Source organism: Micromonospora sp. HB375 (genome assembly GCF_017872985.1).
GTDB lineage: Bacteria > Actinomycetota > Actinomycetes > Mycobacteriales > Micromonosporaceae > Micromonospora > Micromonospora chalcea.
In genome coordinates this window covers 7,069,241-7,092,790 of record NZ_JAGGJO010000001.1, presented here as the reverse complement: position 1 = coordinate 7,092,790, position 23,550 = coordinate 7,069,241, and the positions used below count along the sequence as shown (strand labels likewise).

Here is a 23,550-nt window from a genome sequence, read left to right as displayed (position 1 = left end):
GGCCCTACCGGCGAGCCTAGTCGACAGCGCCCTGCCGCATCCCGCATTCCCCGACGAGCGCCCCGAACCAGGGACGCACGAGGGCCGGACGTACGAAGGCCGGCGCGGCCCCGGGGGAGCGGGGCGCGCCGGCCTTCCGGTGAAAGGTCAGCGGTCGGGAGCGCGGCGTGGTCGCCAGACGACGAGCGCGGTGGACGTGCGGTTGGTCGGCACGAGGTCGCCGCGGGCAAAGCCACCGAGCGACTCCAGCTCGGCGATCCGCCGGTACGCGGCGTCCAGCTCCGCCTCCAGCCGGGCCACCCGCTGCTGTGCCTCTTCGAGCAGCCGCTCCAACCCGATGATCCGCTTGACCCCGGCCAGGTTGATCCCGTCGTCCTGGCTGAGCCGCTGCACCTCGCGCAGCAGCACCACGTCCCGGACGCTGTACCGGCGACCACCGCCGGACGCCCGGCCCGCCTGCACCAGGCCCAGCCGGTCGTACTGGCGCAGCGTCTGGGGGTGCATCCCCGCCATCCGCGCAGCCACCGAGATCATCAACACCTTGGCCTCGTAGGCCGGGTCACCCGAGCCGACGTACTCCTCCGACATGCCCGCTCACCTCCGCTGCCGCCGTCAACTGAATCGACGTACCCGCGCGTCGAGATGTTCCCGCGCGGCGGGCGGAGTCTGCTCCGCGAAGGTCTCCAGCGCCGCCCGCGCCTCGTCCGAGACCTTCGCCGGGACCACCACGTCGAGCGTGACCAGCAGGTCACCGGCGCGGCCGTCCTTGCGTACGACGCCCTTGCCGCGGGCGCGCAGCACCCGCCCGCTGGGCGTACCCGGTGGCACCCGCAGCGTCACCGTCCCGTCCAGGGTCGGCACGCGCAGGTCGGTGCCGAGGACCGCCTCGGCGTAGGTGATCGGGACGTTCAGGGTCAGATCGTCCCCGGTACGCCCGAACAGCTCGTCCGGGCGGACCTTCACCTGCACGAACAGGTCGCCGGCCGCGCCGCCCCGCTCACCGGGCTCACCCCGGCCGGCCAGGCGGATCCGCTGCCCGTCGGCCACCCCGGCCGGGAAGCGCACGTTCAGCGTGCGGGTCTTGGTGACACCGCCGGTGCCGTGGCACTCCGGGCACTTCTCCTCGACGATCGTGCCGACGCCCTGGCAGTTGCGACACGGCTCGGAGAAGCTGAACGACCCCTGGTTGCGGGTGGTCACGCCGGCGCCGTGGCAGACCGGGCAGGCCACCGGCTGGGTACCCGGCTTCGCGCCGTTGCCGTGGCAGGTGTCGCAGACGCCGGGCGCGCGCAGCGTCAGCGGCAGCGTGACGCCGCGTACCGCATCCTCGAAATCGAGCGCCACCTCGGTCTCGACGTCCCGGCCCCGCGCCGGACCGCGCGGACGCGCCGCGCCACCCCCGCCGCCGGAGAAGATCGAGCTGAACAGGTCGGTGAAACCGCCGCCGCCGAACCGGGTGTCCCCGCCGCCCGCGCCGCCGCCGAACAGGTCGGAGACGTCGAACGGCACGCCGCCCGGCTGGCCCGCGCCGCGGGCGCTGCGGCGGAAGGCGCCCGAGCCGAACAGCGAGCGCATCTCGTCGTACTCGCGTCGCTTCTTCTCGTCGCCCAGCACCGCGTACGCCTCGGAGACGGTCTTGAACCGCTCCTCGGCCCCGGTGTCGCCGGGGTTGTGGTCCGGGTGCGACTCCCGGGCCAGCTTGCGGTACGCCTTCTTGATCTCGTCCGAGGAGGCGGACTTCTCCACGCCCAACGCGGCGTAGTAGTCCTTCTCGATCCAGTCCTTGGAACTCACCGGTCCACCCCCTTCCACGGGTCGAAGCCCGGCCGTCCCGCCCGCCCGGTGGGGGCGGGCGGGACGTCACGGGTCGGCACTACTCCGGGTCCGCGACCGCGACCATGGCGGGCCGCAGCAGCCGCTCGCCGAGCTGGTAACCGCGGCGCATGACCTGTACGCAGGTCGACTCGGTCACGTCGGCGGAGGTCTGGTGCGCCACCGCCTCGTGCCGGGTCGGGTCGAACGGGTCGCCCTTCTCGCCGAACGCGGTCAGGCCGAACTTGCCCAGCGCGGCGGTGAGCTGCTCGGCCACGCTGCCGAACGGGCCCACCAGATCGCCGTGCTCACGGGCCCGGTCCAGGTCGTCCAGGATCGGCAGCAGCGCGCTGAGCACAGTGCCGGTGGCCTGCTCCTGGACCAGGTTGCGGTCCCGGTCGACCCGCTTGCGGTAGTTGGCGTACTCCGCCGTGACCCGCTGGAGGTCGCGGGTGCGCTCCTCCAGGTCGGTGCGGAGCGACTCCAGCTCGGCGCCGAGCGGCGCGGTCGCCTCCGTCTCCCCGCTCGGCTCGGCCGGGGAATCGACCACCGTCGGCCCGGTGACCTCGGCCTCGCCGCCGATCTCGTCGACCACGACCTCGGCCTCCTCGACCAGCCCTTCGGCGGGCGCGTCGGCAGCGGCGTCCGCCGCCGAGGCGTCGTTCGCCGGCTGCTCGGTCACCTTGCCGAGCTTGCGCTTGTCGCGGATGACGACCCGGGGTTCGTCGCCGGCGTCCTTGCCGGCGCCCGCCGACCCGGTGGCACCCGGGTCGGCCGCGCGTGGCTTGTCCGTCATGCGGTTACCTCATCCCTCTGCCGTGCGAATCGTGTCCGGGACCGGATGTCACTTCTTGTCCTCGTCCACGATCTCCGCGTCGACCACGTCGTCGTCGCCGCCGGCCTTCGGGCCACCGGTCGCGCCCGCGCCCGCGCCGGCGCCCGGCCCGGCCGCGCCACCCGGCGCCGCCTGCTCGCCCTCCTGCTGCTGGGCGTAGAGCAGCGAGCCGGCCTGCTGGGAGACCTGCGCCAGCTTCTCGTGCGCGGACTTGATCTTCTCGATGTCCTGGCCGCCGAGCGCGCTGCGCAGCTCGCCGAGCGCCTCGTTGAGCTGGTCACGGTTCTCGCTGGGCAGCTTGTCGCCGCTCTCGGCGAGGAACTTCTCGGTCTGCCACTGGAGCGCCTCGGCCACGTTGCGGGTCTCGGCCTCCTCGCGGCGGCGCTTGTCCTCGTCGGCGTGCTCCTCGGCGTCCCGGCGCATCCGCTCGATGTCGTCCTTCGGCAGCGAGGAGCCGCCGGTGATCGTCATCTTCTGCTCCTTGCCGGTGCCCAGGTCCTTGGCGTGCACGTTCACGATGCCGTTGGCGTCGATGTCGAACGTGACCTCGATCTGCGGCACGCCGCGCGGGGCCGGCGGGAGGCCGGTCAGCTCGAAGGTGCCGAGCTTCTTGTTGTAGGCCGCGATCTCCCGCTCGCCCTGGAACACCTGGATCAGCACCGACGGCTGGTTGTCGTCGGCCGTGGTGAAGACCTCGGAGCGCTTGGTCGGGATGGTGGTGTTGCGCTCGATGAGCTTGGTGAAGATGCCGCCCTTGGTCTCGATGCCCAGGCTCAGCGGGGTCACGTCGAGCAGCAGGACGTCCTTGACCTCGCCCTTGAGCACACCGGCCTGGAGCGCGGCGCCGACGGCGACGACCTCGTCCGGGTTGACGCCCTTGTTCGGGTCCCGGCCGGTGAGCTGCTTGACCAGGTCGGTGACGGCCGGCATCCGGGTCGAGCCGCCGACCAGGATGACGTGGTCGACGTCGGAGATCTTGATGCCGGCGTCCTTGACGGCCTGCTCGAACGGGCCCTTGCAGCGGTCCAGCAGGTCCTGCGTCATGCGCTGGAACTCGGCGCGGCTGAGCGTCACGTCGAGGTGCAGCGGGCCGGCCGAGCCGGCGGTGATGTACGGCAGGTTGATGTTGCTGGTGGTGGCGGCGGACAGCTCGATCTTGGCCTTCTCGGCCGCCTCCTTGAGCCGCTGCATGGCCATCTTGTCCTGCGAGAGGTCGATGCCGTGCTCACCGCGGAACGTCTTCACCAGGTGGTCGATGATGCGCTGGTCCCAGTCGTCACCGCCGAGCTGGTTGTCACCGCTGGTGGACTTGACCTCCACCACGCCCTCGGCCAGCTCCAGCAGCGACACGTCGAAGGTGCCGCCACCGAGGTCGAAGACCAGGACGGTCTGCTCCTTGGAACCCTTGTCCAGGCCGTACGCCAGGGCGGCCGCGGTCGGCTCGTTCACGATCCGCAGCACGTTGAAGCCGGCGATCTCACCGGCCTCCTTGGTGGCCTGGCGCTGCCCGTCGTTGAAGTAGGCGGGGACGGTGATCACCGCGTCGGTGATCTGCTCGCCCAGGTACGCCTCGGCGTCCCGCTTGAGCTTCATCAGCGTGCGGGCCGAGATCTCCTGCGGGGTGTACTTCTTGCCGTCGATGTCGACGGTCCAGTTGGTGCCGATCTCCCGCTTGACCGAGCGGATGGTCCGGTCGGGGTTGGTCACCGCCTGGCGCTTGGCGACCTCACCGACGAGCACCTCGCCGTTGCGGGCGAACGCGACGATCGAGGGAGTCGTACGCGAGCCCTCTGCGTTGGCGATGACGGTGGGCTCACCGCCCTCGAGAACGCTGACGCAGGAGTTCGTCGTGCCGAGGTCGATGCCGACCGCACGTGCCATGTTCGCTTCCTCGCTTCGTAACGGGTGAGCAGGTCAGACGGCCTGCCCGGGAGGGCCGCCCGGAAGCGACCGCACCACAAGTTGAGTGAACTTGACTCAATAGTGCCACGCCATCGCCAATCCGCAAGTCGAGGTTGAGCCGACCCGGCGCAACCCGACCGTTACTACTGTCCGGTTGTCTTACCTTGCGTCGGTCGGGCACGCTTTAGCGGTGACGACGCATGGCGATTCCGCCACCCGTGCCGGCGCGCCCGCCGTCGCAGCCCGCACCGGAGCCACCACCGGCGCCGACCAGCCTGCGCACGCCCCGGAGGGCCTGCCCGCCGCGCTCACCGGCCTGCGGTCGGCGATCGGCGCGGCCCGCTTCCCGCTCGCCCTCCCCTCGGCCGAGCCGGCCCGGCACGCCGCCACGAGCCTCACCGACCAGCTCGACGACTACCTGCTTCCCCGGCTGGCCCGGCTCGACGCCCCGCTGCTGGTGGTGGTCGGCGGCTCCACCGGCGCGGGCAAGTCGACGCTCGTCAACAGCCTGGTCCAGGCACGGGTCAGCGCGGCCGGGGTGCTCCGCCCCACCACCCGCTCCCCGGTGCTGGTGTGCAGCCCGACCGACGCGGCCTGGTTCCGGCAGGGCGAGCTGCTGCCTGGCCTGACCCGGACCACCGAGCCGAGCGAGCAGCCGGGCACCCTGCACCTGGTCACCGCACCGGCGCTGCCGCCCGGCCTGGCCTTCCTCGACGCGCCCGACATCGACTCGGTGGTCGACGCCAACCGGGCGCTCGCCGGCCAACTGCTCGCCGCCGCCGACCTCTGGCTGTTCGTCACCACCGCCGCCCGGTACGCCGACGCCGTCCCCTGGGAGCTGCTGCGCAGCGCCCGCGCCCGGGGCACCGCAGTGGCGATGGTGCTGGACCGGGTCCCCCCGGAGGCCGCCGACGAGGTCGCCGCCCACCTGTCCGAGATGCTCGCCGAGCAGGAGCTGGGCGCCGCGCCGCTGTTCGTGCTGCCGGAGACCTGGGTGGACGGGCAGGGGCTGCTGCCGGACCGGATCACCGCCCCGCTCAGTGACTGGTTCGCCCGGCTCGCCGCCGACGCCGACGCCCGCGCCGCGGTGGTCCGGCAGACGCTCGACGGCGCGCTGGCCGCGCTGCACCCGGTGGTGGAGGCGCTCGCCGAGGCCGCCGACGAGCAGTGCACCGCGGCCGACGCGCTGGACGAACGGGTACGGGCCGCGTACCGGGGCGCCGAGCGGAGCGTCGACCAGGGGCTCCGGGACGGCCGGCTGCTGCGCGGCGAGGTGCTGGCCCGCTGGCAGGAGTTCATCGGCACCGGCGAGTTCTTCCGGGGCCTGGAGGCACGCATCGGCCGGCTGCGGGACCGGGTCGTCGCGGCGGTCACCGGGCGGCCCGCGCCCGCCGCGGAACTGCGTACCGCGATCGAGTCGCAGCTCGTCACGCTGCTGCGCGGCGTGGCCGCCGAGGCGGCGGAGAACGCGTACACCGGTTGGAAGGCGCACCCGGCCGGCGCGGCGCTGCTTGAGCCGGACCTGGCCCACGCCTCGGCCGACCTGCCGGAGCGGGCCGAGCAGCTGGTCCGCGACTGGCAGCGCGGCGTGCTGGAACTGGTCCGGGTCGAGGGCGGCGACCGGCGGTTCGTGGCCCGCACCGCGGCGTACGCGGTGAACGCCACCGGCCTCGCCGTCATGATCGGCGTGTTCGCCTCCACCGCGTTCATCCCCACCGGGCTGGAGGTCGCCGCCGGCACCGGCACGGCGGTCGCCGGGCAGACCGTGCTCCAGGCGATCTTCGGCGACCAGGCGGTGCGGAACCTTGCCCGCAAGGCCCGGATCGACCTGCTCGACCGGACCGGCAAGCTGCTGGCCGAGGAAGCCGAGCGCTTCCTGGCCCGCACCGAGGCCGAACGCCCGGCCGACAACGCCGGCGCGGCGCTGCGCTGGGCCGCCCTGGAGGTCGAGCGGGCCCGGCACCGGAGTGGTCTGTTTCCGAGCCCCGAGCAGGACGGACGCCAGTGAGTAACGTCGTCGGACGGATGCGGGACGCGCTGCGCGGCGAGCAGCGGGTCGACCCGGACGTGCTGATCGAGCGCCTCCAGGCGATCCAGCGGTTCCTTTCCGCGGTGGACGGCGATGTGCCCGACGCTCAACTGGTCGCCGCGCACACGGTGGTCGAGCGGGCCGGTGACCGGCTCGCCCTCTCCGGTCGGCACACGGTGGTCGCGCTGGCCGGCGCGACCGGCAGCGGCAAGTCGAGCCTGTTCAACTCGCTGGCCCGGCTCGACCTCTCCCCGGTCGGGGTGCGCCGGCCGACCACCGGCGTCGCGCACGCCTGCGTGTGGGGTCCGCTGGACGGCGCGGTCCGGCTGCTCGACTGGATCGGCGTGCTGCCCCGGCACCGGTTCGTCCGGGAAAGCCCGCTGGACGCCGACGACGAGTCGACGCTGCACGGCCTCGTCCTGCTCGACCTGCCCGACTTCGACTCGGTGCAGCACGGTCACCGGCTGGAGGTCGACCGCCTGCTGGGCCTGGTCGACCTGGTGGTCTGGGTGGTCGACCCGCAGAAGTACGCCGACCGCGTGATCCACACCAGCTATCTGCGCGAGTTCCACAGGCACAAGGACGTCACGGTCGTGGTGCTCAACCAGGCCGACCGGCTGCACCCGACCGAGCTGCCCAAGGTCCTCGAGGATCTGCGCCGGCTGCTCGACGAGGACGGGCTGGGCGGGGTGCCGCTGCTGCCCACGGTAGCGGTCGACCCGAACGGGCTGAGCGGCCTGCGGGCCGAGCTGGAGCGTACGGTCGCCGAACGGCAGGCCGCCCTGCGCCGGCTCTCCGGCGACGTGGACGCCGTGGTGGCCGATCTCGAACCGCTCGTCGGGCCGGAACCGCCGAGCAGCAAACCCGGCGACGCCTCGGCGCAGGAGCTGAACCGGGCGCTGGCCGGGGCGGCCGGGGTGCCGACTGTGGCGGCGGCGGTCGAGGGGGCGTACCGGCACCGGGCCGTCAGCAACACCGGCTGGCCGCTGCTGCGGAGCTGGCGCAAGCTACGACCCGATCCGCTGCGCCGGCTGCACCTGCCCGGGCGGGACCCGGACGCGCCGGCGGAGAGCCTGGTCGCGGCCACCTCCGTACCCGATCCGACGGCCGCGCAGCGCTCGGCGCTGACGCTGGCGATCCGCGCGGTGGCCGACCGGAACGGCGCCGGTCTGCCGGCGCCGTGGCCGGCCGCGGTGACCGCCGCGGCCCGGTCCCGGCAGGCCGACCTGCCGGGCGCGCTCGACCACGCGGTCGCCGCGACCGACCTGGGCATGGACCGCCGGCCGGCCTGGTGGCGGGTGGTCGGCGCGCTTCAGTGGGTGGTCACCCTGGCCGCGCTGGCCGGCCTGGTCTGGCTGCTCCTCGGGTACGCGGTGCGCCTGCTCGGCCTGCCCCCGCTGGAACACCCCACGCTCGGCGTGGTGCCGTGGCCGACGGTCCTGCTGCTCGGTGGCCTGCTGGCCGGGCTGCTGATCGCGGCGCTGACCCGGCCGGTGGTCGGGTGGGCGGCCCGCCGGGCCCGGGCGCGGGCCGAGCGACGCCTGCTCACGTCGGTGGGCAGCGTCGGCGAGAAGTACGTGCTGGACCCGGTGTGGGCGGTGCTGACCCGCTACGGCACGGCCCGGGAGGCGCTGCGCGAAGCCGTGCGGCGCTGAACCCGGCGCGCTGACCGGTGTGGGGGCGGCCCGCGCGGCGTAGGGTCGATGCATGGCCACGCCACAGACCCCCTACGACGCGGTTCTGCACGCCGCGCGCGACGTGACGAGGCTCGACTCGGCCCTGGACGCGGAGATGCTCGGCGCCGCGTTGCTGGGCAGCGTCTACGCCGTCGCGGAGCACGACCGGGAACAGGCCGTCCGCGAGTTCGTCACCGGCTTCCTCGCCGCCACGTCCCGGCGGCGCAGCGCCGCCGCGACCACACTGCGCGCCGTCTTCGCCGCCCTGGTGCCCGACGCCGAGGGCGCCGCCCGGGTCCGGCCCGGCGCGTACGCCCCGACGTGGGCCGGCCAGCTCGGCCGGGTGCACGTCACAGGCGCCTGGGCGTACGGCGACGTGTACGGCGACCAGACGTCCTACCTCGCCACGTTCGCGTACGACGACGAGGAACAGGGCGGGCCCGAGCACGCGCTGGTGGCGCTGGTCGACCACAACATCGGCATCACCAAGGACGTCTTCGTCGGCGGCCCGGCGGCCCGGATCGTGGAGCAGGCCCGGGAGATCTGCACCGAGGACGAGTTCACCTGGTTCCGTACCGAGGACCCGGCCCGGATGCACGCCGAGGTGAGCCGCCACCTGGCGGTCACCGACGACCTCGCCGAGCTGCCCGCACAGGGCTCGCTCGCCACCGACCGGGCGCTCGTGGGCGCACGGCTGGCCGCGCTGCCCGGGCCGACCCCGCCGGCCGGTCCGGCGGTCGTGCCGCCGCCCACCGACGAGGAGCGCACCCGCCTGGTACGCGCATTCCTCGACTCGCCCGAGGCGTCCCGGTTCGGCCTGCCCGAGGTCGCCGACGGTGAGCTGGCCTCACTGCACTTCTGCCTCGGCCTGCTGCTCGACCACGCGGCCAGCTTCCCGGACGCCGACCCGATGCGGTGGAGCCCGATGGTCGCCGAGCTGTTCCTGCTCGACTGGGTGCACCGCCGGGCCGTGCTGGACATGGACGACGCGGCGATGCTGCCCCGGGTGCTGCGCGCCTGGGCGGCGTACGCGGCCCGGCAGCGCGGACTGTCGCAGTCGGCGGCCGCCCGGACGGACGAGGCGATCACCGAGATGGTCCCGGAGTTCGCGCGGCTCTACAGCACCGGTGAGCGGCGCAGCCCGGCCACGGCCGCGGTGGCCCAGCTGATGGCGGACGGCGTGGACCCGGACGACCCGGAGGCGCTGAACGCCTGGATCGAGGCGAACCGCCACCGCCTGACCGACGACCCGGCCTAGGCAGTCGCGCACGCATGGTCGGCACCACCTCGGCGAGGTGGCGGCATCACCCCGGCCAGAACCACACCACTACGCCGAAGTGGTGTCGATCATGCGGGCGCCGGCCCTCGGTGGCCCCGCCCCTCGTTGATCCACGCCACCCCGGCGAGGTGGCTGCATCGAGCCGGCCGGGACCACACCACCGGGGCGTAACGGTGTCGATCATGCGGCCCTGGGTGCCCCGCGCGAGGGGCCTCCCCGAACCTCCTTGATCGACACCAGCACGGCGAAGTGGCTGTATCAAGTCGCTCGCGACCACACCAGCACGGCGAAGTGGTGTCGATCATGCGCCTGCCGATGCCCTGACCAGCCGGACCTCGTTGATCCACACCACCTCGGCGAGGTGGCTGCATCGGACCGGCCGGGACCACACCACTACGCCGAAGTGGTGTTGATCATGAGGCCTGCCGTCCCCCGACCACCCCACCCCGGCACGAGGGCACGCCCCCAGACCCCTGTTGATCCACACCACCTCGGCGAGGTGGCCGCATCAGACCGGCCGGGACCACACCACTACGGCGAAGTGGTGTCGATCATGAGGCGCGGGACACCGATGGGCGGGCCAGGCCGGAAGGAGCGGACGCGGCGGACGACCCGGCAGGACCCGACGGCCCAGCAGAACCGGACGGATCGGCAGGACCCGACGGCTCGGCGGGACCGGACGGCTCGGCAGGACCCGACGGCCCAGCGGAACCGGTCGGCTCGGCAGGACCCGACGGATCAGCGGGACCGGACGTACCCGATGGGCCGGACGGGTCGGACGAACCTGCCGAGGGCGTCGGCTCGACGGACGTGGCGGACGGCTCGGGGCTGGGGCTCGGCTCGGGCGTCGGCGTACCCGGGTCGGACGGCGGGTGCGACGGCGACGGTGAGGGCACCGGCGAGGGGTGCGGCGGGCGGACCGGGGTGGGCCGGACCGGCGTGGACGGTGGCGGCGGCGCGGCCACCGGGCGGGACCGGTGGCGGGCGGCGAGGTCGCTGTCGTCGGGCAGGCTCGGCGCGGCGGGGAGGACGGGCCGCGCCGGGGGTACGGAGGTGACGTCGGGGGTGGGCGTGGACGGCACTGCGGGCTGGGTCGCCTGGGGCGGCGGGATCACCACCGGCCCGATCGAGGGTGTCGGCAGGAACGGGGTGCTGGTGTCGGGGAGCGCGCTGTTGCCCACCGTCGCCGATCCGGTGCTGATGGCGGCGAGGATCGGCATCGACGCGGTGCCGGCGAGCAGCGCCACTGTGAGCAGGTAGCCCCGGCTGGGGGCGCCGGCGCCGGGGGCGCGGTGCGCGCCGACGACCCGGCGGTACGGGGAGGCGGGCAGCGCGCGGTGCCGGCCGAGGAAGGGTGAGCCGGGGGGACCCTCTGGTTCGGACACCGGCACACTCCTCACGCGCGAACGGGGACGGGAGAGCACGCGCGGATATTCGGACAAATGCCGCGCAACAGCTCACCGCAAGCTTGACCCAGTGACGCTCAGTTCACCAGTCGCAACCGCGTGTCGACACACATTTTGTACGTCAGCCGATCCCGCCACTGGGGACAAAGACGGCTATCCGTCATGAAGACGATGGAACCTCACCCACCAAGGAGGCCATACTGTGGGCCCGCTCACCTCCTCTGCAATCATTCAGACACGACGGCAACGCAGCCGCCACCTCCGCGTACCCCGCGGCTGGTGCGGAACGGCGCCGGCGCTCCCGGGCCTGGGTCTGTCCCCGACCGACTCCGGCTCACGCCGCGCGGCAACCCCTACCGGGGTCAGGCGCGGTCGCCAGGGACCGACCCGGCATCAGCCGGGCGGGCGCACGAGGTGCTCGGCTCGGGTAACCCCCGGCGCCGGCGCAGACAGACAGGGAGAGACGGATGGCAAAGGGCGACCCCGGGGCCGCCACCCGCAGCAAGCGGGCCGCACCCCGCACCAGGCGCGCCGCCGCGGCCGGTGAACCGGAACTCGTACAGCTGCTCACGCCGGAAGGTGAGCGCATCGAGACCGCGCTCGGCCCGGACGGGACCGAGTACCGCGTCGACTTCACCGACGAGGAGTACCGCGGGCTCTACCGCGACCTCGTGCTGGTCCGCAAGCTGGACGCCGAGGCCACCGCGCTGCAGCGCCAGGGCGAGCTGGGACTGTGGGCCAGCCTGCTGGGCCAGGAGGCGGCGCAGGTCGGCTCCGGCCGGGCGCTGCGTACGCAGGACATGGCGTTCCCGACCTACCGCGAGCACGGCGTGCTCTACTGCCGCGGCATCGACCCGATCATGCCGCTGGGCCTGTTCCGCGGCGTCGACCAGGGCGGCTGGGACCCGAACGAGTTCAAGTTCAACATGTACACGATCGTGATCGGGGCGCAGACCCTGCACGCGACCGGGTACGCCATGGGTGTCGCCATGGACGGCAAGACCGGCGGCGAGGACGGCGAGGCGGTCATCGCCTACTTCGGCGACGGCGCCACCAGCCAGGGCGACGTCAACGAGTCGTTCGTCTGGGCCAGCGTCTTCAACGCCCCGCTGGTGTTCTTCTGCCAGAACAACCAGTACGCCATCTCCGAGCCGCTGGAGCGGCAGACCCGCGTGCCGCTGTACCGGCGGGCCGGCGGGTTCGGCTTCCCCGGCGTCCGGGTGGACGGCAACGACGTGCTCGCGTCGTACGCGGTGACCCGGCACGCGCTGGACAACGCGCGCAACGGCCAGGGCCCGAGCCTGATCGAGGCGTACACCTACCGGATGGGCGCGCACACCACCTCCGACGACCCGACCCGCTACCGCATCGCCAGCGAGGTCGAGGCGTGGCAGGCGAAGGACCCGATCGCCCGGATGAAGGCGTTCCTGACCAAGCAGAAGATCGCCGACGAGTCGTTCTTCACCGCTGTCGACGAGCAGGCCCGCACCGAGTCGGTGCACCTGCGCGAGCGTGTGCTCGCCATGCCCGACCCGCAGCCGGTGAGCATGTTCGACCACGTCTACCCCAACGGCTCTCCCGAGCTGGACGAGCAGCGGGCCCGGTTCACGCAGTACATGGAGTCCTTCGAGGGGAGCGCGCACTGATGGCCACGGAGACGCTCACCCTCGGCAAGGCACTGAACACCGGCCTGCGGCGGGCCCTGGAGAACGACCCGAAGGTCGTCATCATGGGCGAGGACGTCGGCAAGCTCGGCGGCGTGTTCCGGATCACCGACGGCCTCCAGAAGGACTTCGGCGACCAGCGCGTCATCGACACCCCGCTGGCCGAGTCCGGCATCATCGGCACCGCTGTCGGCCTGGCCATCCGCGGTTTCCGTCCGGTCTGCGAGATCCAGTTCGACGGCTTCGTCTACCCCGCGTACGACCAGATCGTGTCGCAGGTGGCGAAGATGCACTACCGCTCGCAGGGCAAGGTGCGGATCCCGATGGTCATCCGCATCCCGTTCGGCGGCGGCATCGGCGCGGTCGAGCACCACTCCGAGTCGCCCGAGGCGTACTTCGCGCACACCGCCGGTCTCAAGGTGGTGAGCTGCGCGAACCCGCAGGACGCGTACGTGATGATCCAGCAGGCGATCGCGTCGGACGACCCGATCGTGTTCCTGGAGCCGAAGCGGCGCTACTGGGAGAAGGGTCCGGTGGACCTGGACGCGCCGATCGCCGACGCGTACCCCCTGCACTCGGCCCGGGTCGCGCGGCCCGGCACGGACGCGACGGTCCTGGCGTACGGCCCGATGGTGCGCACCGCGCTCGACGCGGCCACCGCCGCCGCCGAGGACGGCCGCGAGCTGGAGGTCATCGATCTGCGCACGATCTCGCCGCTGGACCTGACCGCGGCGTACGAGTCGGTGCGGCGCACCGGCCGCTGCGTGGTCGTGCACGAGGCCCCGGGCAACCTGGGTCTCGGGTCGGAGATCGCGGCCCGGATCACCGAGGAGTGCTTCTACTCCCTGGAGTCCCCGGTGCTGCGGGTGACCGGCTTCGACACCCCCTACCCGGCCGCCCGGGTGGAGGAGGAGTACCTGCCCGACCTGGACCGGGTGCTCGACGCCGTCGACCGCACGTTCGGCTGGTGAGCGGCATGTCCCGGATCAAGGAGTTCAACCTTCCCGACCTGGGCGAGGGCCTGACCGAGGGCGAGATCCTCGCCTGGCTGGTCAAGGTCGGCGACGACATCGAGCTGAACCAGCCGATCGTCGAGGTGGAGACCGCGAAGGCGGCGGTCGAGATCCCGGCGAAGTGGGCCGGCCGGGTGCAGGCGATCTTCCACCCGGAGGGGTCCACTGTCGAGGTCGGCGTGCCGATCATCGCGATCGACACCGACCCGGGCGCCGGGCCGATCGAGGAGTCGACGACCGCGACCCCCGCGTCGGACCTGCCCGCTCCGTCTGCAGCGTCGCTCGCCGCGGTCCAGGTCGCGCCCGCCGAGGGCATGGTCGAGCCGGGCCTGATCGGTGGTGTGGCCCCGGGTGGGCGTACCGCCGTGCTGGTCGGCTACGGCCCGCGCAACGCCCCGGCCAAGCGCCGCCCGCGCAAGGGTGACGCGCCGGCACCGGCTCAGGCCGCCGCCCCGGTGGCGCCCGCGCCTGTCGCGCCCGCCCCGCCCGCTCCCGCCCCGGCGGTCAACGGCAACGGCCGGGTCTCCGGTCCGGTGCTGGCCAAGCCGCCGGTCCGCAAGCTGGCGAAGGACCTCGGCATCGACCTGGCCACGCTGACCGGCTCGGGTCCGCTCGGCTCGATCACCCGTGAGGACGTACAGCGGGCGGCGACCGCGACCCCGGCGGCGGCCGAGCCGCTGACGGTCACGACGCCGGCCGCGTCGGCCGCGAGCTTCGGCGCGGACCGCGAGCAGCGCATCCCGGTCAAGGGGGTACGCAAGCTCACCGCGGAGAACATGGCCCGCTCGGCGTTCACCGCCCCGCACGTGACGGAGTTCCTGACCGTCGACGTGACCCGGGCGATGAAGGCGCTGGACCGGCTGCGTGACCGGCGGGAGTGGCGCGACGTGCGGGTCTCGCCGCTGCTGCTGGTCGCCAAGGCGGTGCTGCTGGCGGTCAAGCGGCACCCGATGGTCAACTCGACCTGGGCCGGCGACGAGATCGTGGTGAAGGAGTACGTCAACCTCGGCATCGCGGCGGCCACCGAGCGCGGCCTGATCGTGCCGAACATCAAGGACGCCGGGCGGCTCTCGCTGCGCGAGCTGGCGGACGCGATGACGGACCTGGTGCAGACCGCGAAGTCGGGGAGGACGTCCCCGGCGGACATGTCCGGCGGCACGTTCACCATCACCAACGTCGGCGTCTTCGGCGTCGACACCGGTACGCCGATCCTGCCCCCGGGCGAGTCGGCGATCCTCGCCTTCGGCGCGGTACGGGAGCAGCCGTGGGTGCACAAGGGCAAGGTGAAGCCGCGCCTGGTGACCACGCTCGGCCTCTCCTTCGACCACCGCATCATCGACGGTGAGCTGGGCTCGAAGTTCCTCCGCGACATCGGGGACTTCCTGGCCGACCCGGAGGCGGCGCTGCTCGCCTGGACCTGACGCACCACCGCTCCGGTCACGGCCGGTGTGCCACGGGTGAACGCCCGGCACACCGGCCGTAACCGTTTCGGGAACGGAATCATAGGATCTGAGGGCAGGCTGACCTACGATCCTTAGGTACGTGGTTCAGCTCACCTAATAATCGATGGCGATGGGCGGCCTGGTGCGCTTAAATAGAGACATCAAGGGGCTGACAACCGAATAGCCAGGAGGAGAGACCCAAGATGAGCATGATCGAGCGAATCCGCACCCGCCGCGACGCCAACCGCCGCGCCCGCGCCATCGAGCACGCGCTGCGTTCCGCGAACTCGCCCGCGGTCCGCGAGGAGCTTCTCGCCATCGCCCAGCGTCACATGAGCTGACGCCACAGACCTTTCTCACCTCCTCCAGTCCGAAGACCCGCCCGACACCGGGCGGGTCTTCGGCGTATCGGCATCGGTCGGCACCGGGATTCCACCTCGCCGCACCGCCCGGTACGGTTGGCACGGTCGCCAACCGGTGGTTCCGGGCCGACGCGGGCAAGTGAAACCCATCGACGTCGTCCGGTGACTTTCGGTGACGGCCGATGCTCCCCCGGGCGGCTCCGGGCAACCACCGGATACGGTGCGGGGAGCCCGCACGGCCGGTACCCGCCGGCGACGCCGGCAGCCATGCCGACGGTTCCCCGGACCGGCATCGGCGGCCGACCTGTGATGGAGGAGGCGCACCCATGACGTCCGAGGCTCCGCACCGCCCCGGCCAGGAGCCGGGCGAGGTGTCGCCGGGCACCGGCGGACCGGTGCCGTACGGCGATCAGCCGGCGCAGCAGGACAACGGGTACAACGGAGCGCCCGACCTCGGCTGGGCGCCGCCCCCGCCGGCCGGTCGGCCCGCGCAGCCGGCCCCGGCCTGGGCCGCGAACGACGAACAGCCCCCCGCCTGGGCCCCGCCCGCGGGCCAGCCGGTGACCGGCCGGGCCACCGCCCAGGTCCCACCGCCCGCCGACCGTGGGCAGCAGCCCGCCTGGGGCGGCGCCGACCAGGGCGCCCCCGCCTGGGCCGGTCCCGCCCAGGGCAGTCCCGTGTGGGGCGCTCAGGAGCAGCCCGGCCCGGACCGCGCCGCCGACCCGGCGCCGCCCGCGTGGGCCGCCACGCCGCCGGGCAGCCCGGTCGAGCCGACGGCGCCGGCCTGGGCCGCCGAGCAGAACCGCCAGGGGTGGGGCTCCGGTGAGCAGCCGGCCCGGTCGCCGTCCGGCGACCCGGCCGCCCGCAGCACCGGTTACGTCCCCGCCCCGGCCACCGTGCCGAACGAGACCTGGGTCACGCCCGCCCCGCCGGACGACCCGCACCGCTCCGGCGGCTTCGCGCCCACCGGTGGGCAGCACGACGACGCCCCGGGACACGCCGGTGGCTGGTCCACCGCCGCGCCGCCGGACGATCCGAACCGCTCCGGCGGCTGGAACCCGCGCGACGAGCAGCCCGCCGCGGCCGACGACCCCGGCCGCTCCGGCGGCTGGACGCCGCGTGAGAGCCAGCCGGCCTGGGCACCTCCGGGTCAGCAGACCGGCGCCACCTGGCCGCCGGCCGACCCGCCCGCCCGTGCCGCCGCCGCGGTCTCGGTGCCCGGCGTCACCCGGCCGGACAACGCGTGGTCCACTCCGGAGCAGTCCGATCAGGACAACCGCTCCGCCGCTGGCGAGGACGACTCGCACCGCTCCGGCGGCTGGCGTCCGACCGGTGGACAGCACGACGGCGGATGGCCCGCCCCGCAGGCCGAGAACCGGCCGGGTGGCTGGGACGAGCCCGCCCGCCCCGACGACCCGGACCGCTCCGGCGGCTGGGCCGCGGGCCGCGCCGCCGGCCCCGCCGAGGCGGCACAGCCGGGCGGCTGGGGTGAGCCGGACCAGGGCCGGCAGCCCGGTGGCTGGGGCGCCCCCGCCGCACCGCAGCAGCGTGACTCCGAGGAGCAGGCCGGCGCCTGGAGCGGCGCCGCGTCCGTGCCGCAGCAGCAGGAGAGCGGCCGGTCGGCCGAGGAGCCGGCACAGCCCAGTTGGGGTGCCGCCGCACCGGTCGATACTCCGGCGGCCCGCGCGAGCGTCTCCGTACCGGCGCCCGACGCCGGCTGGGGCGGCAACCAGAACGACCGCCCGGCCGTACCGGCCGCCGAGCCGTGGTCGCCCGCCGAGGCGTGGGGCCGCTCCGAGGACTCCGCCCCGGCGTACCAGCCCGCTCCCGCGCCGGGCATCTCGCCCGGCAACGCGGTGCCGCTGCCGGCGCAGCAGCAGCGCGTGCCCGGAGCCGCGCTCGCCGCGTCGCCGCCCGCCGACCAGCCGCCCGCGCCGGCCGAACCCCAGGGGTACGAGCCGGAGCGCGGTGACGGCGCGTGGGGCGAGTCGCAGTCGGCCTCCGTGCCCGGCCCGCGTACCTCTCCGGAGGGCGGCCCGGTCTCGGCCAGCGCGTCGGTCCCGGTGACCAGCCGGGTCACCCCGCCGTCCGACCAGCCCCTGCCGACCGGCACCCCGGCGCCACAGCCCCGGGTGTACGGCCGGCCCGCCCGCCCGGAGCCCGAGGACACGCCCGAGCAGGACGGTCACGGCTTCCCCGAGCAGGACGGGCCCTCCGGATTCGGCCCGGACAACGGCTTCCCCGGCCCGCAGTCCCGGACCGACGACGCCGACGGGCCGCACGGGTACGCCGCCGTACCGCCGTCCTCGCCGGCCGCGCCGCCGCCGTTCCCGGCCGGTGTGCCGTCCTTCATGGACCCGCCCGCCAACACCCGCCCCGCCAACGGGGTGCACCCCGGCGGCGAGCAGCCCGGCGCGGTCCGGGACCCGTTCGACGGCCCGCAGAGCCCCTACGGCACCCCGGGTGGCAGCCAGGACCCGTTCGGCCCGCCCGGCGGCCATCAGGACCCGTTCGGTGGCCCCCAGGACGGCCGCCAGGATGCGTTCGGCAGCCCGGCCGGCCGGCCCGAGCCGTTCGGCGGCCAGCCGGACCAGTTCGGCCCGCCGGCCGGTGGGCGCGCCTCCGTCGCGGTGCCCGGCCAGGGCCGGCCGGGCGAGACGAGCCCCTTCCCGGCACAGCAGGCCCCGCCGGCCTGGTCGCAGGACGCGCCGTCCGGTGAGCCGGAGCAGGGCCGGTTCGACGCGTTCAAGCCGGACGCCGCCGAGCCGCAGACCGAGGCGCCCCCGCCGAAGGTGCGCAACGGACGGGTGCTCGCCGCCGTACTGATCGCGGCGGTGCTCATCCTCGCCGTACCGCTCGGTCTGCTCACGCTGCTCGGCAAGGTCGGCGACGACAAACCGGCGGGCTTCGACCCGGCGGTCGGTTCCTGCGTCAAGCAGTCCGGCGAGACCGCCGTTCCCGCCGACTGCGGTGAGCAGGGCGCGTTCAGCGTGGTGTCGAAGGTGGACAACAAGGACAAGTGCGCCGATCTGACGCAGCCCACCGTCTCCGTCGAGAACGGCGGGACCACCCGGGTGCTCTGCCTGAAGCCGGCCGGTCAGTAACCACACGTACGCGGAGCGTCCACCCCTCACCGGGCGGGCGCTCCGCGCCGTTCCGGTGTGCCTCTGTTCACCCCGGGTTCGCCGCGAGCGCACCCGGCCGGTGCGGCACGATGGGGGCATGAGCGCGCGCGTACGGGCACCGGAACTGCGGGGTCGGGCCTGGCTGAACACCGGCGGCAAGGCCGTCACGCTGGCCGACCTGCGCGGCAAGATCGTCTTGTTGGACTTCTGGACCTTCTGCTGCATCAACTGCCTGCACGTGCTGGACGAACTGCGCCCGCTCGAAGAGAAGTACGGCGACGTCCTGGTCGTGATCGGGGTGCACTCGCCGAAGTTCGAGCACGAGAAGGACCCGGCGGCGCTGGCCGCGGCCGTCGAGCGGTACGGCGTGCACCACCCGGTGCTCGACGACGCCGACATGGACATGTGGCAGCAGTACGCGGCCAAGGCGTGGCCGACCCTGGCCGTGGTCGACCCCGAGGGGTACGTGGTCGCCACCATGGCCGGCGAGGGGCACGCCGAAGGGCTGGCGCGGCTGATCGACGAGTTGATCGCCACCCATGAGGCGAAGGGCACGCTGCACCGGGGCGAGGGCCCGTACGTGCCGCCGGCCGAGCCGGACACCGTGCTGCGGTTCCCCGGCAAGGCGCTGCCGCTCGACGGCGGGAACCTGCTGGTCAGCGACTCGGCCCGGCACTCACTGGTCGAGCTGGCCGCCGACGGCGAGACGGTGGTGCGCCGCATCGGCGCCGGTTCCCGGGGCCGTACGGACGGCCCGGCCTCCGCCGCCACGTTCGCCGAGCCGCAGGGGCTCTGCCTGCTGCCGCCGCACGTGGCCGAGGTCGCCGGTTACGACGTGGTCGTCGCGGACACCGTCAACCACCTGCTGCGCGGCGTACGGCTGTCGTCCGGCGAGGTGGTCACGATCGCGGGCACCGGGCGGCAGTGGCGCTCGACCGTCGACGACCACGCGCACGACGCCCGCGCCGTCGACCTGTCGTCCCCGTGGGACGTGGCCTGGTACGGCGATCGGGTGATCGTCGCCATGGCCGGCATCCACCAGCTCTGGTGGTTCGACCCGATCAAGCGGACCGCCGGCATGTACGCCGGGACCACAGTCGAGGCGCTGCGCGACGGCCCGCTGCCGGACGTGTGGATGGCCCAGCCGTCCGGGTTGTCCGTCTCCGTCGACGGGACACGGCTCTGGGTGGCCGACAGCGAGACCAGCGCGATCCGGTGGGTCTCCGGCGGCGAGATGCACACCGCAGTCGGTCAGGGCCTGTTCGACTTCGGGCACGTCGACGGCCCGGCCGACCAGGCGTTGCTCCAGCACCCGCTGGGCGTGTGCGCGCTGCCCGACGGTTCGGTGCTGATCGCCGACACGTACAACGGGGCGGTGCGCCGCTTCGACCCGGAGACCGGCCAGGTGGGCACCGTGGCGGACGGGCTGGCCGAGCCGAGCGACCTGGTGCTGACCGGCGAGGGCGACGTGCTCGTGGTCGAGTCGGCCGCGCACCGCCTGACCCGGCTGGCGCCGGGCGCGCTGACGTCGGCCGGGGCGAACACGGTGGACGGCCCCCGGCACCGGCTGGAGCGCAAGCCGACCGACGTGGCGGCCGGGGAGCTGACCCTGGACGTGATCTTCACGCCGGCGCCGGGGCAGAAGCTCGACGAGACGTACGGGCCGTCGACCCGGCTGGTGGTCTCGGCGTCCCCGCCGGAGCTGCTGGTCGAGGGCGCGGGCACGACCACCGACCTGTCCCGCAAGCTGGTGGTCAGCGGCGACGTGGCGCAGGGGGTGCTGCAGGTGACCGCCCAGGCGGCGACCTGCGACGCCGATGTGGAGCACGCGGCCTGTCACCTGACGCGGCAGGACTGGGGCGTGCCGGTCCGGGTGGTCACCGGCGGCGCGACCCGCGTGCCGCTGGTCCTGCGTGGCATGGACGCCTGACAGCGCGTGTTAAGAAGGGGCCCTTCCTCTACCGGAGGCGTTAAGAAGGGGCCCTTCCTTTCACGCGAACGGAGTGAGCGTGACCCCCGCGTCGATGAGCGCGGCGCGGACCAGCTCCGCGCACCGCACCGCGCCGGGCGTGTCCCCGTGCAGGCAGATCGACTCGACCGGGCAGGCGATCACCGTCCCGTCGACGGCGACGAGCGTCTGCTCGACGGCCATCCGTACCGCCCGGACGGCCACCTGCTCCGGGTCGGTCACCAGCGCGTCGGGGGAGCTGCGCGGCACCAGCGTGCCGTTCGGGAGGTAGTTGCGGTCGGCGAACCCCTCGGCCACCACCCGCAGGCCGGCGCCGGTGGCGAGCTGCGCGAGCACGCTGCCGGGCTGGCAGAGCACCGGTAGCTCGTGGTCGTACCCGCTGATCGCGGCCACCAGCGCGGCGGCCTGGGCCTCGTCGCGGGCCGCCGCGTGGTAGAGCGCGCCGTGCGGTTTGAGGTAGCGGACCCGGGTGCGGTACAGCCGGCAGAAGGCGTCGAGCGCGCCGAGCTGGTAGATCGTCTCGTCACGCAGCTCGGCGAAGTCGTACGCGATGTGCCGCCGGCCGAAGCCGGCGAGGTCCCGGTAGCCGACCTGCGCGCCGACCGCGACGCCGCGTTCGGCGGCGGCGGCGCAGACCTGGTGCATGGTGGCCGCGTCGCCGGCGTGGAAGCCGCAGGCGACGTTCGCGGAGCTGATCAGGTCGAGCAGCGCGTGGTCGTCGCCGAGCCGCCAGCTTCCGAATCCCTCGCCCAGGTCAGCGTTGAGGTCCATGGAACGTCACCGTAGTGCCTGGCCGGGCCTGGGCGAGCGCTGTCACGTCGTCCACCACTCCGACGACCGGGTAGCCGCCGGTGGTGGGGTGGTCGGCCAGGAAGACCAGCGGCTGGCCGTCCGGCGGGACCTGCACCGCGCCGAGCACCAGGCCCTCGCTGGGCAGTTCGCCGGCGACCGCGCGGGGCAGCGCCGCGCCGGCCAGCCGCGCGCCGACCCGGTTGCTGTCCGGGCTCACCGTGTACGCGGTGCCGCACAGCAGGTCCAGCGCCTGCGGGGTGAACCAGTCCTGCCGAGGGCCGGGGCGCACGGTCAGCCGCAGTTCGTCCGGGACCGGCCGGGTGACGGCGAGGTCGACCGGGGGCGGCGGCCGGTCCGCGGTGCCGAGCGGCAGCCGGTCCCCGTCGCGCAGCGGTGGCGGCCCGAGCCCGGAGAGCGTGTCGGTGGATCGGCTGCCGAGCACCGGTTCGACGGTGATTCCGCCGCTGACCGCCAGCCAGGTGCGTACGCCGGCCCGGGCCGGCCCGACGCGCAGCACCGCGCCCGCCGGTAGTGCGAGCGGCAGTCCCACGTCGCCCGGCCGGGTGTCCCCGGCCGGCCACTCGACGACCACGTCGGCCGGGGCGCCGGTGAGGGCGAGCGCGACGGCCCGGGTGAAGCGCAGCGCGCAGCCGGTCATGGTGATCTCCAGCCCGGCGGCGTGCTCGTGGTTGCCGACGAGGCGGTTGGCCAGGCGCAGGGCGGCCGGGTCGAGCGCGCCGGAGCGGGGTACGCCGAGGTGCGCCCACCCCGGTCGGCCCTGGTCCTGGACGGTGGTGAGCGCCCCGGCCCGCAGTACCTCGATCACGGCGTGTCGACCAGCCGGACCCGGGTGCCGGGGGTGAGCCGGGCCGGCGGGTCGGCGTGCACGTCGAACAGCGGCAGGTCGGTCCGGCCGACCAGCAGCCAGCCGCCGGGTGACGCGGCGGGGTAGATGCCCGCGTACGGGCCGGCGAGCGCGACCGAGCCGGCCGGCACCCGGGTACGCGGTGTGGCGAGCCGGGGCACTGCCAGCTCGGGCGGCAGCCCGGTCAGGTACGCGAACCCGGGCGCGAATCCGCAGAACGCGACCCGGAACTCGGTACGCCGCAGCCGGTCGACCACGGCGGGCACGTCGGTGTCCCAGTGGGCGGCGACGCGCGGCAGGTCCTCGCCGTCGTACACGACTGGCACCCGGACCTCGGCGGTGGTCGCGCCGGGGCCGCCGGTCCGGGGCCGCCAACCGGCGATCCGGTCGGCGGCGGCAGACGGGTCCGGTACGCCGTCGAGCAGCACGGTGACCGCGCCCGGGACGATCTCGGTGGCGGTCAGCTCGCCGCTCGCGCGCCGGTGCCACAGTTCGGCCCGCCATGCCTCGACCTGCTCGGGGTCGTCGCAGTCGAGCAGCAGGGCGTGGGGCCCGACCGGCCGGATCCGCATCCGGTCATCCTCCCGTCGGCTGACGTGACGGTCCACACTACTTGCAAGTAACCTACGCTGTCGTAACCTGTAGATGTGACCACATCCGCACCGTTCCGGCTCCGGCCGGCCGACATCGGGAAGCCGCGCATGCGCGGCTGGCTGCACGCATACGCGTTCTTCGCCGCTCTCGTCTGCGGCATCGTGCTGTGTTCGATCGCCGCCGGCCGTCCCGGCTGGGCGCCGCTGGTGAGCTGCCTGATCTACAGCTTCACCGTGTGCGGGCTGTTCGGCACCAGCGCGCTCTACCACCGGCGGGTCTGGTCCGAACGCGGCTACCAGATCATGCGCCGGATGGACCACTCGATGATCTTCGTGTTCATCGCCGGCACCTACACGCCGTTCTGCGCGCTGCTGCTGGACACCCGGCAGGCCACGATCATGCTGAGCCTGGTCTGGGGCGGCGCGATCGCGGGCGTGGCGGTGAAGCTGATCTGGCCGCACGCGCCGCGCTGGGTCTCCGCCCCGCTCTATCTCGCGCTCGGCTGGGTAGCGGTGGCCATGCTGCCGCAGATCCTGCACTCCGGCGGCGTCACCGCGCTGGTGCTGCTGGCGGTGGGCGGCGCGATCTACAGCGTGGGCGCGGTGTTCTACGCGCTGCGCCGCCCGAACCCGTGGCCCACGGTCTTCGGCCACCACGAGTTCTTCCACGCCTGCACGCTCGTCGCGGCGATCTGCCACCACATCGCGATCTACTTCGCCCTGTTCGCCTGAGCCGAGCCGGCCCCGGACACGCGCGAGGGCCCCGCGCCGTTGCGGGGCCCTCGG

General features: G+C 74.0%; 18 protein-coding genes. 10 read left to right on the top strand and 8 right to left on the bottom strand.

The annotated features are described in order from the left end of the window. Positions 1 to 147: 147 nt before the first annotated feature. The 4 genes from J3R08_RS31735 to dnaK all read right to left on the bottom strand — a co-directional run bounded on the left by J3R08_RS31735 (position 148) and on the right by dnaK (position 4,528). Positions 148 to 588, bottom strand: a complete 441-nt coding sequence (locus J3R08_RS31735) for a heat shock protein transcriptional repressor HspR (protein ID WP_030500539.1) — start codon at positions 586 to 588, stop codon at positions 148 to 150. Between the two features lie 24 nt (positions 589 to 612). Then, positions 613 to 1,794 carry a molecular chaperone DnaJ gene (dnaJ, locus tag J3R08_RS31730; RefSeq protein WP_043327581.1) on the bottom strand — a complete coding sequence of 394 codons (1,182 nt, stop codon included), beginning with the start codon at positions 1,792 to 1,794 and terminating at the stop codon, positions 613 to 615. Positions 1,795 to 1,873: 79 nt separating this feature from the next. Then, positions 1,874 to 2,608, bottom strand: a complete 735-nt coding sequence (gene grpE / locus J3R08_RS31725; RefSeq protein WP_043327582.1) for a nucleotide exchange factor GrpE — start codon at positions 2,606 to 2,608, stop codon at positions 1,874 to 1,876. Between the two features lie 48 nt (positions 2,609 to 2,656). Beyond that, complete coding sequence (gene dnaK, locus J3R08_RS31720) at positions 2,657 to 4,528, bottom strand: molecular chaperone DnaK (protein WP_043327583.1); 1,872 nt, start codon at positions 4,526 to 4,528, stop codon at positions 2,657 to 2,659. Positions 4,529 to 4,739: 211 nt separating this feature from the next. Here dnaK and J3R08_RS31715 point away from each other — a divergent pair, with 211 nt between their 5' ends. Genes J3R08_RS31715 through J3R08_RS31705 form a run of 3 tightly spaced genes read left to right on the top strand, consistent with a single transcriptional unit; the run spans position 4,740 to position 9,512 of the window. Next, entirely contained in the window at positions 4,740 to 6,557 is a 1,818-nt protein-coding gene (locus J3R08_RS31715) for an ABC transporter (RefSeq protein WP_069088105.1), read from the top strand. 17 nt (positions 6,558 to 6,574) lie between these two features. Beyond that, on the top strand, positions 6,575 to 8,233 hold the full coding sequence (locus J3R08_RS31710; RefSeq protein WP_209964512.1) for a GTPase: 1,659 nt from the start codon (positions 6,575 to 6,577) through the stop codon (positions 8,231 to 8,233). Positions 8,234 to 8,285: 52 nt separating this feature from the next. Further along, positions 8,286 to 9,512, top strand: a complete 1,227-nt coding sequence (locus tag J3R08_RS31705; RefSeq protein WP_113972286.1) for a hypothetical protein — start codon at positions 8,286 to 8,288, stop codon at positions 9,510 to 9,512. Between the two features lie 572 nt (positions 9,513 to 10,084). On the opposite strand, the gene J3R08_RS31700 is transcribed toward J3R08_RS31705, so the two are convergent. After that, positions 10,085 to 10,918: a hypothetical protein gene (locus J3R08_RS31700; protein ID WP_209963929.1), complete on the bottom strand. Its 834-nt coding sequence runs from the start codon at positions 10,916 to 10,918 to the stop codon at positions 10,085 to 10,087. Positions 10,919 to 11,406: 488 nt separating this feature from the next. Between J3R08_RS31700 and pdhA the strand changes: the two genes are divergently transcribed. The 6 genes from pdhA (at position 11,407) to J3R08_RS31670 (ending at position 20,475) form a co-directional block, all read left to right on the top strand. Next, a complete protein-coding gene (gene pdhA, locus J3R08_RS31695) occupies positions 11,407 to 12,585 on the top strand; it encodes a pyruvate dehydrogenase (acetyl-transferring) E1 component subunit alpha (RefSeq protein WP_187694576.1) in 1,179 nt (392 codons plus the stop codon). Continuing rightward, on the top strand, positions 12,585 to 13,574 hold the full coding sequence (locus J3R08_RS31690; protein WP_030269708.1) for an alpha-ketoacid dehydrogenase subunit beta: 990 nt from the start codon (positions 12,585 to 12,587) through the stop codon (positions 13,572 to 13,574). Before pdhA ends, J3R08_RS31690 begins: the two co-directional genes overlap by 1 nt. Positions 13,575 to 13,579: 5 nt before the next feature. Then, a complete protein-coding gene (locus tag J3R08_RS31685) occupies positions 13,580 to 15,037 on the top strand; it encodes a dihydrolipoamide acetyltransferase family protein (RefSeq protein ID WP_043330772.1) in 1,458 nt (485 codons plus the stop codon). Between the two features lie 224 nt (positions 15,038 to 15,261). Next, on the top strand, positions 15,262 to 15,399 hold the full coding sequence (locus J3R08_RS31680; RefSeq protein ID WP_013283356.1) for a hypothetical protein: 138 nt from the start codon (positions 15,262 to 15,264) through the stop codon (positions 15,397 to 15,399). Between the two features lie 347 nt (positions 15,400 to 15,746). Continuing rightward, positions 15,747 to 18,524, top strand: a complete 2,778-nt coding sequence (locus J3R08_RS31675; protein WP_209963926.1) for a hypothetical protein — start codon at positions 15,747 to 15,749, stop codon at positions 18,522 to 18,524. A 118-nt stretch (positions 18,525 to 18,642) separates the two neighbouring features. Further along, a complete protein-coding gene (locus J3R08_RS31670) occupies positions 18,643 to 20,475 on the top strand; it encodes an NHL domain-containing thioredoxin family protein (protein ID WP_064447968.1) in 1,833 nt (610 codons plus the stop codon). Between the two features lie 60 nt (positions 20,476 to 20,535). Here the strand turns inward: J3R08_RS31670 and J3R08_RS31665 are convergent, their stop codons facing one another. Genes J3R08_RS31665 through J3R08_RS31655 form a run of 3 tightly spaced genes read right to left on the bottom strand, consistent with a single transcriptional unit; the run spans position 20,536 to position 22,743 of the window. Further along, entirely contained in the window at positions 20,536 to 21,285 is a 750-nt protein-coding gene (locus J3R08_RS31665; RefSeq protein ID WP_043327589.1) for a LamB/YcsF family protein, read from the bottom strand. Then, positions 21,269 to 22,132: a biotin-dependent carboxyltransferase family protein gene (locus J3R08_RS31660; RefSeq protein WP_209963923.1), complete on the bottom strand. Its 864-nt coding sequence runs from the start codon at positions 22,130 to 22,132 to the stop codon at positions 21,269 to 21,271. The genes J3R08_RS31665 and J3R08_RS31660 overlap by 17 nt, the downstream gene beginning before the upstream one ends. Further along, a complete protein-coding gene (locus tag J3R08_RS31655) occupies positions 22,129 to 22,743 on the bottom strand; it encodes an allophanate hydrolase subunit 1 (RefSeq protein WP_209963921.1) in 615 nt (204 codons plus the stop codon). The genes J3R08_RS31660 and J3R08_RS31655 overlap by 4 nt, the downstream gene beginning before the upstream one ends. Before the next feature lie 75 nt (positions 22,744 to 22,818). Here J3R08_RS31655 and J3R08_RS31650 point away from each other — a divergent pair, with 75 nt between their 5' ends. Beyond that, on the top strand, positions 22,819 to 23,496 hold the full coding sequence (locus J3R08_RS31650; RefSeq protein WP_030500524.1) for a hemolysin III family protein: 678 nt from the start codon (positions 22,819 to 22,821) through the stop codon (positions 23,494 to 23,496). Positions 23,497 to 23,550: the final 54 nt, after the last annotated feature.